Annotated in this window: 13 protein-coding genes; 2 read left to right on the top strand and 11 right to left on the bottom strand. The window is 60.4% G+C overall.

Annotated elements, in window-relative coordinates:
- Nucleotides 1–39: 39 nt before the first annotated feature.
- The 8 genes from ACP7D9_RS02305 to gspG all read right to left on the bottom strand — a co-directional run bounded on the left by ACP7D9_RS02305 (nt 40) and on the right by gspG (nt 9,803).
- Nucleotides 40–1,143: a substrate-binding domain-containing protein gene (locus ACP7D9_RS02305; RefSeq protein WP_101157133.1), complete on the bottom strand. Its 1,104-nt coding sequence runs from the start codon at nt 1,141–1,143 to the stop codon at nt 40–42.
- Nucleotides 1,144–1,591: 448 nt separating this feature from the next.
- On the bottom strand, nt 1,592–2,803 hold the full coding sequence (gene gspF / locus ACP7D9_RS02300; protein WP_223630959.1) for a type II secretion system inner membrane protein GspF: 1,212 nt from the start codon (nt 2,801–2,803) through the stop codon (nt 1,592–1,594).
- Complete coding sequence (gene gspE / locus ACP7D9_RS02295) at nt 2,803–4,209, bottom strand: type II secretion system ATPase GspE (RefSeq protein WP_426155432.1); 1,407 nt, start codon at nt 4,207–4,209, stop codon at nt 2,803–2,805. Before gspE ends, gspF begins: the two co-directional genes overlap by 1 nt.
- A 145-nt stretch (nt 4,210–4,354) precedes the next feature.
- Entirely contained in the window at nt 4,355–6,721 is a 2,367-nt protein-coding gene (gene gspD / locus ACP7D9_RS02290; RefSeq protein ID WP_426155430.1) for a type II secretion system secretin GspD, read from the bottom strand.
- Nucleotides 6,718–7,266 carry a type II secretion system protein GspM gene (gspM, locus tag ACP7D9_RS02285; RefSeq protein WP_426155428.1) on the bottom strand — a complete coding sequence of 183 codons (549 nt, stop codon included), beginning with the start codon at nt 7,264–7,266 and terminating at the stop codon, nt 6,718–6,720. Before gspM ends, gspD begins: the two co-directional genes overlap by 4 nt.
- Nucleotides 7,259–8,380 carry a type II secretion system protein GspL gene (gene gspL, locus ACP7D9_RS02280; RefSeq protein ID WP_426155426.1) on the bottom strand — a complete coding sequence of 374 codons (1,122 nt, stop codon included), beginning with the start codon at nt 8,378–8,380 and terminating at the stop codon, nt 7,259–7,261. Before gspL ends, gspM begins: the two co-directional genes overlap by 8 nt.
- Nucleotides 8,377–9,297 carry a type II secretion system minor pseudopilin GspK gene (gene gspK, locus ACP7D9_RS02275; protein WP_426155424.1) on the bottom strand — a complete coding sequence of 307 codons (921 nt, stop codon included), beginning with the start codon at nt 9,295–9,297 and terminating at the stop codon, nt 8,377–8,379. The genes gspL and gspK overlap by 4 nt, the downstream gene beginning before the upstream one ends.
- A gap of 47 nt (nt 9,298–9,344) precedes the next feature.
- Nucleotides 9,345–9,803: a type II secretion system major pseudopilin GspG gene (gspG, locus tag ACP7D9_RS02270; protein ID WP_024013159.1), complete on the bottom strand. Its 459-nt coding sequence runs from the start codon at nt 9,801–9,803 to the stop codon at nt 9,345–9,347.
- Between the two features lie 148 nt (nt 9,804–9,951).
- On the opposite strand from gspG, the gene gspI reads away from it, so the two are divergent.
- A complete protein-coding gene (gene gspI, locus ACP7D9_RS02265; RefSeq protein WP_426155422.1) occupies nt 9,952–10,338 on the top strand; it encodes a type II secretion system minor pseudopilin GspI in 387 nt (128 codons plus the stop codon).
- A 37-nt stretch (nt 10,339–10,375) separates the two neighbouring features.
- Here gspI and ACP7D9_RS02260 read toward each other — a convergent pair whose 3' ends face one another.
- The 3 genes from ACP7D9_RS02260 to ACP7D9_RS02250 form a co-directional block, all read right to left on the bottom strand.
- A complete protein-coding gene (locus tag ACP7D9_RS02260; RefSeq protein ID WP_426155420.1) occupies nt 10,376–10,756 on the bottom strand; it encodes a hypothetical protein in 381 nt (126 codons plus the stop codon).
- Entirely contained in the window at nt 10,756–12,081 is a 1,326-nt protein-coding gene (locus tag ACP7D9_RS02255) for a hypothetical protein (RefSeq protein ID WP_426155418.1), read from the bottom strand. The genes ACP7D9_RS02260 and ACP7D9_RS02255 overlap by 1 nt, the downstream gene beginning before the upstream one ends.
- A gap of 307 nt (nt 12,082–12,388) precedes the next feature.
- Nucleotides 12,389–12,748 (bottom strand): DUF6124 family protein, encoded by a 360-nt coding sequence (locus tag ACP7D9_RS02250; protein WP_016774969.1) that lies wholly within the window; start codon nt 12,746–12,748, stop codon nt 12,389–12,391.
- Nucleotides 12,749–13,295: 547 nt separating this feature from the next.
- Between ACP7D9_RS02250 and ACP7D9_RS02245 the strand changes: the two genes are divergently transcribed.
- The gene (locus ACP7D9_RS02245) at nt 13,296–13,607 is read left to right on the top strand and encodes a hypothetical protein (protein ID WP_125916036.1); all 312 of its coding nucleotides are present in this window, start codon (nt 13,296–13,298) and stop codon (nt 13,605–13,607) included.
- Nucleotides 13,608–14,089: the final 482 nt, after the last annotated feature.

The raw sequence follows: 14,089 nt of genomic DNA, 5'->3' as shown, positions 1-14,089 counted from the left end.
CCGAAGGCCGCTGCCGTTTCATTGCGCTTGATGCAAGGCTTACAAAGGACGACCGATGCCGTTGCAGGCGTTGGCGTTGTTGATGTCCAGGTTGTTGCCCGAGCTGTTGGTGATGAAGTTGGCGGTCACAGCGGTTTTCCAGTTGTTGGGTACTGGCGTGAAGCTGTGGGCCACGGTGGCAACGTTGTTGCCTGGGTTGCTGTAGTGGGTGGTCAGGAAGTTGCGCACAGCGGTGGCTACGGCAGCATCCTTGTAGCACTGGCCGAAGATGAAGTTGGTGTAAGCCACAATCGGGTAACCGCTGGCCGGGTTAGGCACGACTGGCGCCCACTGAGCCGGGTTGGCCGGTGCGGTTGGCAGCGCTGCGGTGCTCAGTGCCAGCGTCACGTTAGCGTTGGTTGGCTGGACGCCATTGACGCGGGCAACCACGGCGTTGCTGGCGGCATTCACGCCGTCCGGCCCCACATAGCCGATCGAACCGTCCACGGCGTTCACCGCAGTTGCCACATCAGCCGTGTTGGCGACGCCAACCCAAGTCGATGGCAACGTCGAACCGGCTGGCAGACGCGCGTTGGTGAAGGTGGTGTTGACCGCGAATTTGGTCGGGCAGATCGCGTTCAAGTGACGGCTGAGGATTTCGGTGGTGCCGCTCGAAGTGCTGCGATAAACCACGCGGATGGCGGTGGTGTCGGCAGTACCCAACAGCGCGCCCCAGGTAGTCTTGGTGCCCGACAGCGCATCGCACAGTTGAGCGCTGGTCAGGTTAAGCGCGGTCTGGCCGGATTTTTTATAGGGAATGGCAACCGAAGTGGCCACCGATGGCAGCTGGATCAACGGGCCGTAAGAAGCACCGAAGTTGGTGGTGTAGGTGTTCAGTTCCGCAGCGCTGAGAATCGAGTCGCTCGCGGCGAAGTGCACAGTGCCGGTGGTGCTGAACTGGGCAGCGTTGTTGGTCAGGAAAGCGCTTTTGCCGACGCCGCTACCGGTCACGGCGTAGCTGAAGTTGGCAGGCAGGATGCTGTTGGCAGAACCTTTGTACAGCGCGGCAGGCAGCGAGGCGCCACCACCGGTTACGGCCATGGCCTGGGCGGAAGCCAGAGCGGCGACGGTCAGTGAGGCGGCGATCAGAGTGCGCTTGAACATGAAGAATCTCCTTTTCAACTTGGTTTGGAACACAGGTTTCGGAAGGCTTGCATGACACCGGGAGGGTCCACCGCAGTGGAGCCGCAGGGAGAAATTCGCAGCTTCCGGTGACAGATAAAGGAAAAAACCTCGGGAGCTGCGGGGGGATTTCTGTACGGATTTCTCGGGTGTTTGCGGGGTCTTGCGGGGCGTCTGGATCGCGGGTTTGACTGAATCGGGCTGGAGCCGTTGGCGCGTGGTTGCAGATGACAGAATGGAGAACCCGAGAATGGTGAAATCAAGGGTCGGGTGACGCCTGAGCCTTGGAAAAAAGACTGGATTATTTATCGTCCCTACCGACCTCTTCGCGAGCAAGCCCGCTCCCACATTTGAAAATGCGTTCCCCTGTGGGAGCGGGCTTGCTCGCGAAGAGGCCCGCCCAGACACCATCAAATCACCCGGTACACCACTACTGCACCAACTGGTTGATCTCAATGATCGGCAACAACACCGCCATCACAATCACCAGCACCACCCCGCCCATCACCACGATCATCAGCGGCTCGAGCAACGCCGTCATGCCCATTGCCCGCCGTTCGATATCCCGCGACAACGTCTGCGCCGCGCGCTCGAGCATCGGCGGTAGCGAGCCGGTTTTCTCGCCGCTGGCGATCAGGTGAATCAGCACCGGCGGGAACACATTCTCCACCCGCAGCGCGGCGGCGAGATTGACGCCTTCGCGCACTTTCGCCGTGGCCTCGCTGACGCTCAGGCTCAAGCGGTCGTTGGACAGCGTCTGCCGTGCCGCTTCCAGTGCGCGCAACAGTGGCACGCCGGCCCCGCCGAGAATCGCCAGGGTCGAGGCGAATCGCGCAGTGTTCAAACCCAGGATAAAACGCCCGAACAGAGGCAACTTCAGCACCCGGTGATGCCAACTCAACCGCGCCGCCGGATTACGCAAATACAAACGCCAACTCCAGAACGCCCCGGCCATGAGCGCCGCGCACAACCAACCCCACGCCCGAATGAAATCACTGGCGGTGAGCATCGCCAAGGTCAGCCCCGGCAAATCCTGCCGCGCCTGGGAAAACGCGCTGACCACCTGCGGCACCACGTAACTGAGCAGGAAAATCACAATGCCGATCGACACCAGCCCGACCACGCCCGGATAGATGAACGCGGTCAGAATCTTGCCGCGCAGGTTGTTGCGTTCCTCGATGTAATCGGCCAGCCGTTCCATCACCTGGGCCAGATCGCCGGACTCTTCGCCAGCGGCAATCAGCGCCCGGTAAATCTCGGGAAAATCCCGTGGCCGCGACGCCAGCGATTCTGCCAGACGCATGCCGCTGCGCACGTCGGCGCGCACGGCGCTGAGGGTTTGGGCGATGTGCTTTTTCTCGGCCTGCTCAACCGTCGCGCTCAGCGCTGCTTCCAGCGGCAGGCTGGCACCAAGCAGGCTCGCCAATTGGCGTGTGGCCCAGGCGAGGTCGTTGTCCGAGAGTCTGGCGCTGAACAAACCGCCGCCACCGTGTCGGGCAACATTGCTTTGCTCGTGCACCGACAGCGCTGTCAATCCGCGCCCGCGCAAGGCACTGAACGCCGCGCTCTGGCTGTCCGCCTCAAGGTGCCCGGACTCGATTTTTCCCGTGGCATCCGCCGCTTCAAAGCGATAGCGATTCATCAGGCGTCCCGTGTCACGCGAAGGATTTCTTCGGGGGCGGTGGCGCCGCTGCGAATCCAGCGCTCACCGTCCTCGCGCAGGCTGAACATGCCGGCTTTCGACGCCGCCGCGCGCAAGGCCTGCTCCCCTGCCCCTTGGTGAATCAGCGTGCGGATGTCGTCGTCGATGCAGAACAATTCATGGATGCCGGTGCGGCCGCTGTAACCGGTTTGGTTGCATGCCGGGCAACCGACCGGACGCCAGGTTCCGGGCGTAGCCGGATCTTCCTGTTTGCATTGATTGCACAGGCGCCGCACCAGGCGCTGCGCGAGGACGCCTAGCATCGATGAGGCGAGCAAAAACGGCTCAACACCCATGTCGATCAGGCGATTGACCGCCGACACGGCGTCGTTGGTGTGCAGCGTCGCCAGCACCAAGTGCCCGGTCAGCGAGGCCTGGACAGCGATTTGTGCGGTTTCCAGATCACGGATCTCGCCGATCATGATGATGTCCGGGTCCTGGCGCAAAATCGCCCGCAGCGCGAGAGCAAAGGTCATGTCGATCTTGGCGTTGACCTGAATCTGGCTGATCCCCGGCAAATCGTATTCCACCGGATCTTCCACGGTGAGAATGTTGCTGGTGCTCGCATCCAGCCGCGCCAGCGCCGCGTAAAGGCTGGTGGTTTTGCCGCTGCCGGTCGGCCCGGTGACCAGCACAATGCCGTGAGGCTGGCGGATCAGCTGATCGAGTCTGGCCAGCACCTGTGCATCCATGCCGAGGGTTTCCAGATGCAAGCGCCCGGCCTGTTTGTCGAGCAGGCGCATCACTACCCGTTCGCCATGGCCGGTCGGCACCGTCGACACGCGAATATCGATCGGCCGCCCCGCTACGCGCAACGCGATTCGACCATCCTGCGGCAGGCGTTTTTCGGCGATGTCGAGCTGGGCCATGATCTTGATCCGCGACACCAGCGCACCGTGCAACGCCTTGCGCGGTGACACCACATCGCGCAGGGTGCCGTCGACGCGATAGCGCACCACCGAATGGGTTTCGAACGGTTCGATGTGAATGTCGCTGGCCTCGTCGCGCGCCGCCTGAGTCAGCAAGGCATTGATCATGCGGATCACCGGCGCACCGTCCTGGGTGTCGAGCAGGTCGGTGATTTCCGGCATGTCCTGCATCAGCCGATCAAGGTCGACTTCGTTTTCCGCAGCACCGACCACCGCAGCGGCGCTGCCGGTGTCGGAGTACGCGGCGGCGAGCAAGCCGTCGAGTTCGTCATCGCGCACCCGCTCAACCTGCGTCGCGCCGAACTGCCGACGCACTTCGCTGATCGACCAGCCGGGCGTTGACGGGCACACGGTCAACACGCCATCGCGCAAAAGAATGCGCTGCGCCTTGGCCCAGGCATACGGCAACCGACTCAAGACAAACTCCTCCCTGTAGGAGCTGCCGAAGGCTGCGATCTTTTGATCTCTGGCCGTTTGGGTCCGTCGAAGAGCAAGATCAAAAGATCGCAGCCTTCGGCAGCTCCTGCAGGTCCGAATTTCAAATCAAGAGGCGATGTCAGCGTCATTGGATGGGCACCGCTTTGATCGTTGCGCGCGGGCCTGATGTGGGTAAAACCGCCGGCACGCCTTGCGCAGATGCCGGCAATTGCGGCGCCTGCATGTCCGGCATCGCCCAACTGCGTTCCGGTTGCAAGCCGCCCTGCGCGCGGCGCATGAAGTCGTAGCGGTTGAGGGTGATGCTGCGCCCCGCTTCGCTGTCGCGGATGATGTACGGGCGCAGGAACACCATCAGGTTGGTCTTGGTGATCGCCCGGCGTTCGTTGCGAAACAGCGCGCCGATACCCGGCAGGCTGCCCAGCCACGGCACCGCATCATTGCTCTGGCTATAGCCGTCCTGAAGCAAACCACCGAGCACCATGATCTGCCCATCGTCGAGCAGAATGCTGGTGTCGATCGCCCGTTTGTTGGTGACGATGCCCGCCGAGGTCACGCTGTTGGACGCACGCTCATCGATGCTGCTGACTTCCTGGTAGATATCCAGCTTCACCGTGCCGCCCTCGGAAATCTGCGGGCGCACGTTGAGCTTGAGGCCGACCTCTTCGCGGGTCACGGTCTGGAACGGGTTGTTGCTGGTGCCCCCGCCGCCGGTGACGTAGCTGCCGCTGACAAACGGGATGGTCTGGCCGACAAAAATGCTCGCCGCTTCGTTGTCCAGCGTCAGCAGATTCGGCGTCGACAGCACATTGGTGCCGCCCTTGCTCTTCAGCGCCCGCGCCAGCACTTTCAAATCGAGAATCTTGCCGATGCCGGGGATGTCCACGGTGCCGTTGACGTAACCGAGGTTCAAACCCTGCGGCAGCACGTCGATGCTGTTCTTGGCACCCGTGTTGAGCCCCGCGCCCCCCAGATTGGCGCCACCGATCACGCCTTTGCCGCCCAGATCGCCGGTCTGCCATTGCACGCCGAATTCACTGGCATCATCCTCGCCGACCTCGACGATCAGGCTCTCGATCACCACCTGCGCACGACGCTGGTCAAGCAAATCGATGACTTCACGCAAGTTGCGATACAGCGGTTCCGGTGCAGAAATCAGCAGCGTGTTGGTGGTGGCGTCGGCCTGAATCGTCACGCCGCCAGCGCTGAAAGCGACGTTCTGTTCGTTGCTCTGCGTACCGCCACTGCCGGTGCCGCCACCACTACCCTGCGCATAACTGCCGCCGGTTGCGCCGCTGCCAGTCGTCGTTGAAGTGCCAGTGCTCGGTGTGCTGCTCTGGCCGTTCTGCCCGGCATTGCCGCCAGTGCTGCTGCCCATCGCGCTGAGCACCGAACGCGCCGCGTCGCTGCTGCCGCTGTCACTCTCACCGGTGAGCAAACCACGCAGCGCCTGCGCAAGTTTCGCCGCCTGGGCGTTGCGCAGGTAAACCACATGCAGATTGCTTGGATTGCTCTGCGCGTTGTCGAGTTTGTAGATCAGGTTGCGCGCCAGCTCGGTACGCTCGGGGCTGCCGGCGCGGATGATGATGGTGTTCGAGCGCGGGTCGCCAATCACGGCGATTTTCTGCGTCGGATCATTGCCCGGCGCGTCGAGCAAGTCGGCCACCATCGGCGCGATGTCGGCAGCGATGCCGTTCTGGATCTGCACCACATCGGTGTCGATAGCGCTCGGTGTGTCTATGCTCTCGATCAATTGCGCGACGCGGGTGAGGTTCTCGGCGTAATCGGTGATCACCACCGTGTTGTTGCCGGGATAGGCATTGATCGGATTGTTCGGCGAGACGATCGGGCGCAGCACCGGGATCAGGTTCACCGCGTTCTCATATTGCAGGCGAAACGTGCGCGTGAGCATGCCGTTGCCGGCCGGTTTGTCGGCGCTGTAGATCGGCCCGCCGAGCAGTTTTGCATCGGCCTCGGGAACCACCTGCGCCACGCCGCCGACATCGACCACGCTGAAGCCTTGCATGCGCAACGCCGCGAGCAGCATGTCGTAGGCCTGACGAGCCGGCACCTGGCCTTCCGAGACCAGGGTCAGATTGCCCTTGACCCGTGGATCGACGAGAAACTGCTGCCCGGTGGCCCGCGACAACGCCCGCACCACCGCTTGAATATCCGCCTCGACAAAATTCAGCGTCACCGGTTGCTCGCCCAACGGATTGCGCGGGGTCGCATTGCCCGGCGCAGCGCCAGCACTGCGACCGCGCTGACTGATGTTGTGCAACTGCTTCGGCACCGGTCGCGCCTGAGCCTGCGCCCGTTCGCGATCGGCCACCGCATCGCCGCTGCGCTGGGTGTTGGCCAGCGGCCGGCCGAGTTCACTGTCGACCAACAGCGGCGGCTGGTTTTGCGGCACCGTGGTGCTGTTGCACGCGCTCAATGCCATCAGCAACAACGGCAGCGCCAGACGTGCCGGTTTGCAGCGTGACTCCTTCATGAAGCTTCCTTAGCGCCCTGCGCCTGATCCATGCGAACGGTGCCTGACAATGTGCCGGCGGTGACATCGGTCGAGGTTTCGTTTGCGCGCTGCAACTGCGCCTCGACCACCTGCAGAGAAAGTTGTGATGGCTGGCTGAGCAGCCAGTCGAGCAGCGCATCGGCCGGCGCGGCGTCGACATTCAGCTGCCACGCGCCACCCTCCGCCGCTTGTAATTGGTAATGCCCGGCCAGCCCCGCCGCTTGCAGACTTTGCTCCAACGACTGGCCAACGTTCTGCCCCTGCGGTCGCACGTTGACGCTACGCAACAGCACTTGCAGCGCCTCGGTTTGCGCGCGCAACTTGGGCGTTTCGCTCTGCCAAAAAGTGATCCTGGCCAACGGCGGCTTGACCAGCGTCAGCCAGATCAGCAGACCGACAAGCACCAGCGCCATGCCGGCGACCATGCGTTTTTCGCGCAGCGCCAACGGCTGCCACCGCGCCTGCAACTGGCTGCTGAAACGCTGCCAGCGCGCACGGTAAATCGCCAGCGTCGCCCTACTCATCGTCTGCTCCGCTGTCGTCGTCATCGTTGGTGTTGGCGGTGGTTTCATCGCTCGGGCGCAAGGTCCAGCCTGCGTCATCGGCAGTCACGCTGATGCCGGCCTGGGCCAATGTGCTTTGCCAATCCTTGTCGTTGCCGCCACGGTTTGCATCGCTCACCAGCGCCAGCTGCAAAGCGCCGTCGCGGTAACTCAGGCGCTCGACACTGCCGGCCATGAACGGCATGCCCGTGCCGGCCTGCAACACCAGCCGATTGAAGTGCTGCGCCGGGTCATCGACCGCGCCTTTTTGCCGTTGCTCCAGTTGCTGACGCGCCTGTTGCAGCGGGTTGAGAATCACCGGCAATTCAGGAAACGCCTGTTTCACCCGCTGACTCATCTGCGCCTTGAGCTGCTGGCCCTGCCGCGCTTCGCGAGCGGCGTAGAGGTTCAGGCCGACCACCCAAACGGCCACGGCCAAAGCCACACACCCGACAGCACGACCCCAGCCGCGCTGCTCACCGGCGGTTTGCTGCAGGCCACCGTGCAAACCCCAACTTGGCAAGGGGCCGACCCAGCGTTGTGTCGCGTCAGCTGCGAACGATGCCTCGTCCACTTCGTCACCGAGCAACGGCTCAACCTGCGCGCTGTTCAAGCTCTCGCGTCTGAGTACGTGACCGTCCGCCATGCACACGACAACATCCGGCAGCACCGGCAGGCTATAAGGCGCCGGATACAAACCGCGCAGACTCAACCCCGCCTGCTTGAGCACAGCGGCTAAGCGCTGCAAATGCTGTCGCGAAACCCAGGCAATCTGCACCCGCCCGCTCGCATCGCGAGGGCTGTGGCCGATATGCATCTGGCTGCTGTCGCCGAGCATCAATGCCTGCGCCGCGCACTGCACAGCGGCCGCCGTTTTGTTCGCGGGCAACGGCGGCAGATCAATGCTGGCGAGCAGGCTGTCGGCCGGATGCAGAAAACACAGCAGCGGTGGTTGCTTCGGCCGTTGCCCTAACTGACTCAAAGTGAGCCGATCCTCACGGCTGACCTGCCCCTGACGATCCAGCCAGGCGCAGCTCACTTCGCTATGCAATGCCAGCTCCGCCAACGGCGGCAACGCGACGCGCAACTGACTCATGCGCCCACCCGCGACCAGATCACCTGCGGCAGCCGCTCCTCGCTGCGGTGCAGCAATGCGTCGAGGCTGACCCGCCGCTGATCGCGCCGCGCCTCACCGCGCAAACGAAACCAGTCGCTGGTGATGCCGACTTTGACGCTGCTCATTTCCAGCTGCGGCATGCGCAAGCGGTTCACGAAATCGCCGCGATTGATAAACCAGCGCCCGGCGTCACGCTCGGCAATCAACGCCGTCGCCCGCTCCAGCGAAAGCCCCGGCACATAAGCCGCCAGCACCTGCGCCGTGGCGGTGTTGCCGTTGATCCACGTCGTCGCCGGAATCACCGTCACGTACGGCGTCAATTGGCCGATCAGCGCATCCGTCACGCCTTCGACGCTGCGCAAATCATCCAGCGTGCGCAGCATCGGCACCTTCGGCGGTGGCGGTTTGTGATCGGCATCCGGCGAAGTCGCGCGGCCGCTGTCGAAACCGGCTTTGCCCGTCGCGCCAATCTGCGCATTCAGCAAATGCGGATAACCGGCAATCACCCGCTGACGAATGCGCTGGCCGACAACGGCACTCACACCAATCAGCTCGCACAAGCGCTCGAACGCCTGCACCTGCGCCTCATCGATGCGCTCGTTGGCGACCAGATTGCGCAGGTTGAACTTGCCCTGCTCGTCCTCCAGTCGCCCGGCAAAACCCGCCGCCAGCAACGGCTGCGCCCAGGGCTGATCGCGCCGGGTCAACGGATCACGCAGGCGCGCATCCCAGAGCAACTGCCGGCTGATCTCCAGACCACCCTGCGCCAGCCAACGCCCCTGCACCCGCTGCTGATCGGCCTCCAGCGCCCGGGTCGCCACGCTCTGGCGCGTCAACATCCCCGCCGCAATCACCGCTACCACGGCGGCGATCAACAACGCGCTGATAATCGCCATGCCCTGTTGCTTCGCCCCGTTGAGCGAACCCGTGTTCACGGCCGGCCTTACAACTGCCAGGAACCGATATCGGCATTCACGCCATCGCCGTCAGGCTGGCCATCGGCGCCGAGGGAAAAGATATCGACCTCACCATTCGCGCCCGGGTTGAGGTACTGATAAGGCCGGCCCCACGGGTCATTCGGCAAACGCTCCAGATACGAACGCCAGTTGCTGTTCTTCGCATCCGCCGGTCGCTCGACCAACACCTTCAGCCCCTGATTCATGCTCGGATACGTGCCGTGATCGAGGCGATACAACTTCAACGCCTGCATCAACCCACCAATATCCTGCTTCGCCGCCGTCGCCCGTGCCTGATCCGGCCGGTCGAGCACCTTGGGCACCACCATCGCCGCCAGAATCCCCAGAATCACCACCACCACCATGATCTCGATCAAGGTAAAACCCTGCTGGCTACGCGGCATGCGCGGCGACTGACTGAGCGTGTTCAAAGGTGCGATATCCATCTCGACATTCCCTGGCTTGATCCGAATTCGACGCGCAGTGTTGCAAGAAGATATGTCAGGGATGTTGAAAATCCTCGGGTGTTTTCGTCGTCAAGCCGTCAAGGACGGGGGTTAGCGTCGAGGGCTGGGTTTTGCTTTTGGGCCATGTATGCGCGCGCGAACGCGAGAAGAAGGATTCACCCTGATTGAAGTGCTGGTGGCACTGGCGATCATCGCCGTGGCCATGTCAGCCGCCGTGCGCGTGGCCGGGTTGATGACGCAGAGTAATGGGCTGTTGCGGGATCGATCGATCGCGCTGATTGCGGCGCAGAGTCGGATGGCGGAGTTGCGGTTGGAAGGTCGATTGCCGAATGGGATGAAGGCTGTTGAATGTGATCAAGGACGGCTTATGTTGCGCTGCGAACAGGTGATCGCCAGCGCAGAGAACGGGCGACTCCTCAAGGTTGGAATTCAAGTATTCGACCGCAACCAGGATGCGCCGCCGTTGGCCAGGCTTGAGACGTTGCTAAGCCGCCCGGAAAACCAATCGCCCTGATTCTCCCGAAACGTCGAACCATCAAACTAACCTGATCCTACAAAAAACCTCTGTATTTCCCATACAGCCAAAGCAGTGACGTCCCGCCGCACACGAAATAGCCGACATGAAATGGACTCGTCGCCCAGAACCTGAGTCCTCTGGGAAGGCGTTGAACGGCGTCGATCAGCAAGGGTTCCTGCCGTTGGATACTCTTTGATGTAATCAACCGACTGACAGCGGTCATCCGCTGAGTTCTCGAGTAAAAACTTCCCCCTGACGAACCACAGTCCATGGATAGGTACAGCCACTCAGTAAAGTGTTTTTCCAGAGCATCGAGTTTTGTATAAACGGCATAAAAAATCATTGCGCAGTTGATCACGCCCATCAAGATTTGCACCCCACATGCCCAGGCAAATACTGTGCTGGTGATTTCCATTACTCGGAATACTCATGAATTTCTTGTCCCACTAACTCTCCTAGCTCTGTCATCTTTGTTCCTGTCTCCACGGAACCTGCCGCACCGACCACAAGCACACACACAAGTTTTCCCATTCCTTTCAATTTCGCACATACCGCCAAACCTACTTTCCCCCCGATATATCCACCAGCAAGAGCTCCAGCGGTACCGCCGACCATTTTCCCTCCCTCGACAAACCTCACTTGCCTGCATTCCGCCTCGCGGTCGGACGCGCAGACCTCGTAGATTTTTGAGCTGGATGCGCCCAGTTGCAGACCTATGCCGAGATAACCACCTCCCTTCATGAACTTCGCTGCTCTGGCAACGCCCGCAATGTTCGTCGCATATCCGGGCAGTTGTGCCGGTGCACCTGCTTTACCCCACCGGTGAACAATTCGGCGGGTGGACAATCCCAGTGCACGTTTGAGTTTTGGATGATCTGGCAGACCGGAACCTTTGCGTACCAGCGGCCCAAGGCTGGCATCCAGTTTCACCATCAGACGTTTGCGTTTGGCAAAGAACTCCGGCGAATGCAGATGGCGATGTTGGGTGTATTGCTGCTGATGCAGTTGCTCCAACGCTTTGAGGGTGTTTTTCAACCCTTCCAGATGCTGCCCGATCATGAATGACGCAACGCCCAATGTGCCTGCCGACACCTCCAGAAACGGCTCAATGACCTCATGATGCTCAACCATGAACGAAGCTTCTTCATCCGAAAGATCTTTCAACGCCTCGTTCACCTTCTCCGCAGCGGCCATCATTTGTGCTTCTTCGCGTCGGCACATGTAGTTGCGTGAGTCGCTGAACAAGACCATTTGCCCAGGCTTGACCCGCTCACCGAGATGTCGATTGAGTGAACGGAATTCGCGACGCAGTGAGTCGCCGGGACTGATTTCGTACAACTCCCGTTCAAGCGCCGCTAGCGTTATGGGTTTCTGAACGATGTGAAAACCCGATTCAGCCGGTTGCGGCAAGGTGTAGGCGTGTTCCTCCACCAAGTGTTGTGCAGGAGGCGCCTCGGGTTTGGGGTTGAAGGCATTCCAGGAGGCGCCGCCGTTGTCTGTAGCCATGCGCGGCTTCACCAGTGCCCAATCACCGTTACGCACAGCATCGATGAGTTTTCGCTCATTTGCGCCTTGCATGTAGTTGTTACGGTGCAGGCCCATGGCGTTTAACAAGTCGTCGAATCCGGGCAAGTCGTCCGGACGATTCAATGCCTGTCGGAACTGCTCCATGGCTTCGTAGGCATCGAGGATCTGCTCTCGCTGCCCATGGAACTCGCTTAGCGGGATGAGTCTGGTCACATCCGTGTCCCGTTCTGAAAAGGCAGGACTTTGGCGAACGGACTCAGGTTTGAATGCAGGACGGATCGGTGTCCGTTGTAGGGAAAATCCGGCTTTCTGACTTACAGACGTCGCGCTCAAATCATCAATGTTTTATGGCGGCACTGGGTGGGGCAGAAAATAGATCCGTCGCCAATGTTTGCTCCCACAGGTGTCAGCGTCGTACACAACATCTGCAATCAGCATAAAACCCTGTGGGAGCGAACTTGCTCGCGAAAGCGCCAGCCCTGATAACAAATCATCTTTCTGGCGCCCACAGACATCTACCTCACCCCGCCACCTCCAAATTATCCATAACCCGATTCACCGCCAGCTCCCCCAGCATGATCAGTTGAGCAACCCCCAACAACGCCCGACGCTGCGGCGCTGGCAGCAAACTGGAAATGTCCTGAGCAATCGTCTTCGCCGAAGCAAGCGTTTCACTCGCATCAGCCAGCAGTTCTTCATTCTTGGTATCCGCCGTCACCGCATACATCCCCCGCGCCTTACGTGGCGGAGGCAGGAGATTGTTTGGCGACAGGTAATGATCGAGCGCGCGGTCAGCGGCTTCGTGGAGTTTGTTGGAATCGAGGGATTCGTAGGGAGACGTGGGATCTGTTTCGGGCGGGTTGGGTGTTGGTTTGATCATGGTGAAGCTCCTTGATTATTGAAGCCGCCACGTTTCGCTGCGAAACGAAGAGAGGTGGCAGCTGTACGCAGGTTCGCAGACCGGGAATCAAGGAACCCGGCATACCCGAAGGTATCCCGCGCACAGCCGCCATAAAGCACCATTGCCAAAAATGACAACGAACTGGAGCGCTGTGCGCCTTGATTGATCCGGGCTGCGAAACCCGATCGCTGATTCGTCAGCGACCGCACCACAATAGAACCCGCCCCCTAGGCGCACAAGCCGGCGGATTCTGGCGTAGCTGTAGGCAAAGGCGCAAGGATCTGTAGCCTGGGACAGTGACTGGAGATGTCTTTTTAAACGCTTGTGTTTACTAGGAGCAATCGCGCCACATTGGGCGGGGCAGATTCTTCCCGCGTCGGCCTGTTGAGCTTACTTTCACGCGTGCAAACGGCTGCTATCGGCCAAAAGCGGACGCTCAACGCACTTTTTTCCAACCCAAAGCGGTCGTCATCATGTTCAAGTATTATTGCGCCGATGCTCGGACTGTTCATAGGTAGGTTGATGCATGGCCAGAAGCGTTAGGCTTCAACAGAAACTTCATTCAAAGTATCTGATTGAGGTAGCGGGAGAGGTGGTGCTTGATGACTGCCTTGTTGAAAAGCTATGGGCGCTCAACAGAGGTGACAGGTTTGAGTTGAATTCACGATCCTTCGGTTTTGGACCTGTTCAAAAATACCGCTTGGAATACGCGATAACGAGAGGCCCCATTCCTGGGCATTGGCTCTACAAAGAATTTGACCCAAAGGAACTGACATTATTTTTTACGGCAAAAGACTTTGCCGGCATTTGTCATGGCTGGACCTTGTTTGACGAGTGACCATTCACGGTTCGCTGCCTGGGAGGCAGCTTCTGGCCAATAGCCGTGATTAAGCGACCAGCGTAATCTTTCGGCCTTCTCGCACAATTGAGGCAAGCAACAGATGACGGAACAGCTTTGCGTTGTATTCATTCCGGCGCTTTCGGTGGCTTTGCAAAGCGCCGAAACGAACAAAGGCTCCCCACTTACAGAGTCCGAGGCACTCAAAATTCGTGATCACGCGACGTGTGTTGCAGTTCCATTCGACGTCGCCCTGGATATGGAGAACGAACGTGGGTTCCGGGACTTAGTCGCCGAGGACTGCTGGAATGAATGGCAACGACTACGGCTCTCAATGAAGAAATGCCCCCTCTGAATTGCACCCGTACTCAGTCATAAGATGCAGTCTTCACCTGCCCATTGCTGCTGAAATGAGAGGCAGCTATTGGCCGATAGCGGACAAACTCAGTTGTTGGTTTTTGGGTAAAAGCAAACGCCAAGAG

Source organism: Pseudomonas sp. TSRC2-2, from assembly GCF_049897785.1.
GTDB lineage: Bacteria > Pseudomonadota > Gammaproteobacteria > Pseudomonadales > Pseudomonadaceae > Aquipseudomonas.
The sequence above is the reverse complement of the archived record's forward strand: the minus strand, read 5'-3'. Positions and strand labels throughout refer to the sequence as shown.

Coding starts and splice junctions, on each gene's coding strand:
- ACP7D9_RS02260 (WP_426155420.1), bottom strand. CDS start 10,756: ATGGAAATCACCAGCACAGTATTTGCCTGGGCATGTGGGGTGCAAATC.
- gspF (WP_223630959.1), bottom strand. CDS start 2,803: ATGAATCGCTATCGCTTTGAAGCGGCGGATGCCACGGGAAAAATCGAG.
- ACP7D9_RS02245 (WP_125916036.1), top strand. CDS start 13,296: ATGGCCAGAAGCGTTAGGCTTCAACAGAAACTTCATTCAAAGTATCTG.
- ACP7D9_RS02305 (WP_101157133.1), bottom strand. CDS start 1,143: ATGTTCAAGCGCACTCTGATCGCCGCCTCACTGACCGTCGCCGCTCTG.
- gspI (WP_426155422.1), top strand. CDS start 9,952: ATGCGCGCGCGAACGCGAGAAGAAGGATTCACCCTGATTGAAGTGCTG.
- gspD (WP_426155430.1), bottom strand. CDS start 6,721: ATGAAGGAGTCACGCTGCAAACCGGCACGTCTGGCGCTGCCGTTGTTG.
- gspG (WP_024013159.1), bottom strand. CDS start 9,803: ATGGATATCGCACCTTTGAACACGCTCAGTCAGTCGCCGCGCATGCCG.
- ACP7D9_RS02250 (WP_016774969.1), bottom strand. CDS start 12,748: ATGATCAAACCAACACCCAACCCGCCCGAAACAGATCCCACGTCTCCC.
- gspL (WP_426155426.1), bottom strand. CDS start 8,380: ATGAGTCAGTTGCGCGTCGCGTTGCCGCCGTTGGCGGAGCTGGCATTG.
- gspK (WP_426155424.1), bottom strand. CDS start 9,297: ATGGCGATTATCAGCGCGTTGTTGATCGCCGCCGTGGTAGCGGTGATT.
- gspM (WP_426155428.1), bottom strand. CDS start 7,266: ATGAGTAGGGCGACGCTGGCGATTTACCGTGCGCGCTGGCAGCGTTTC.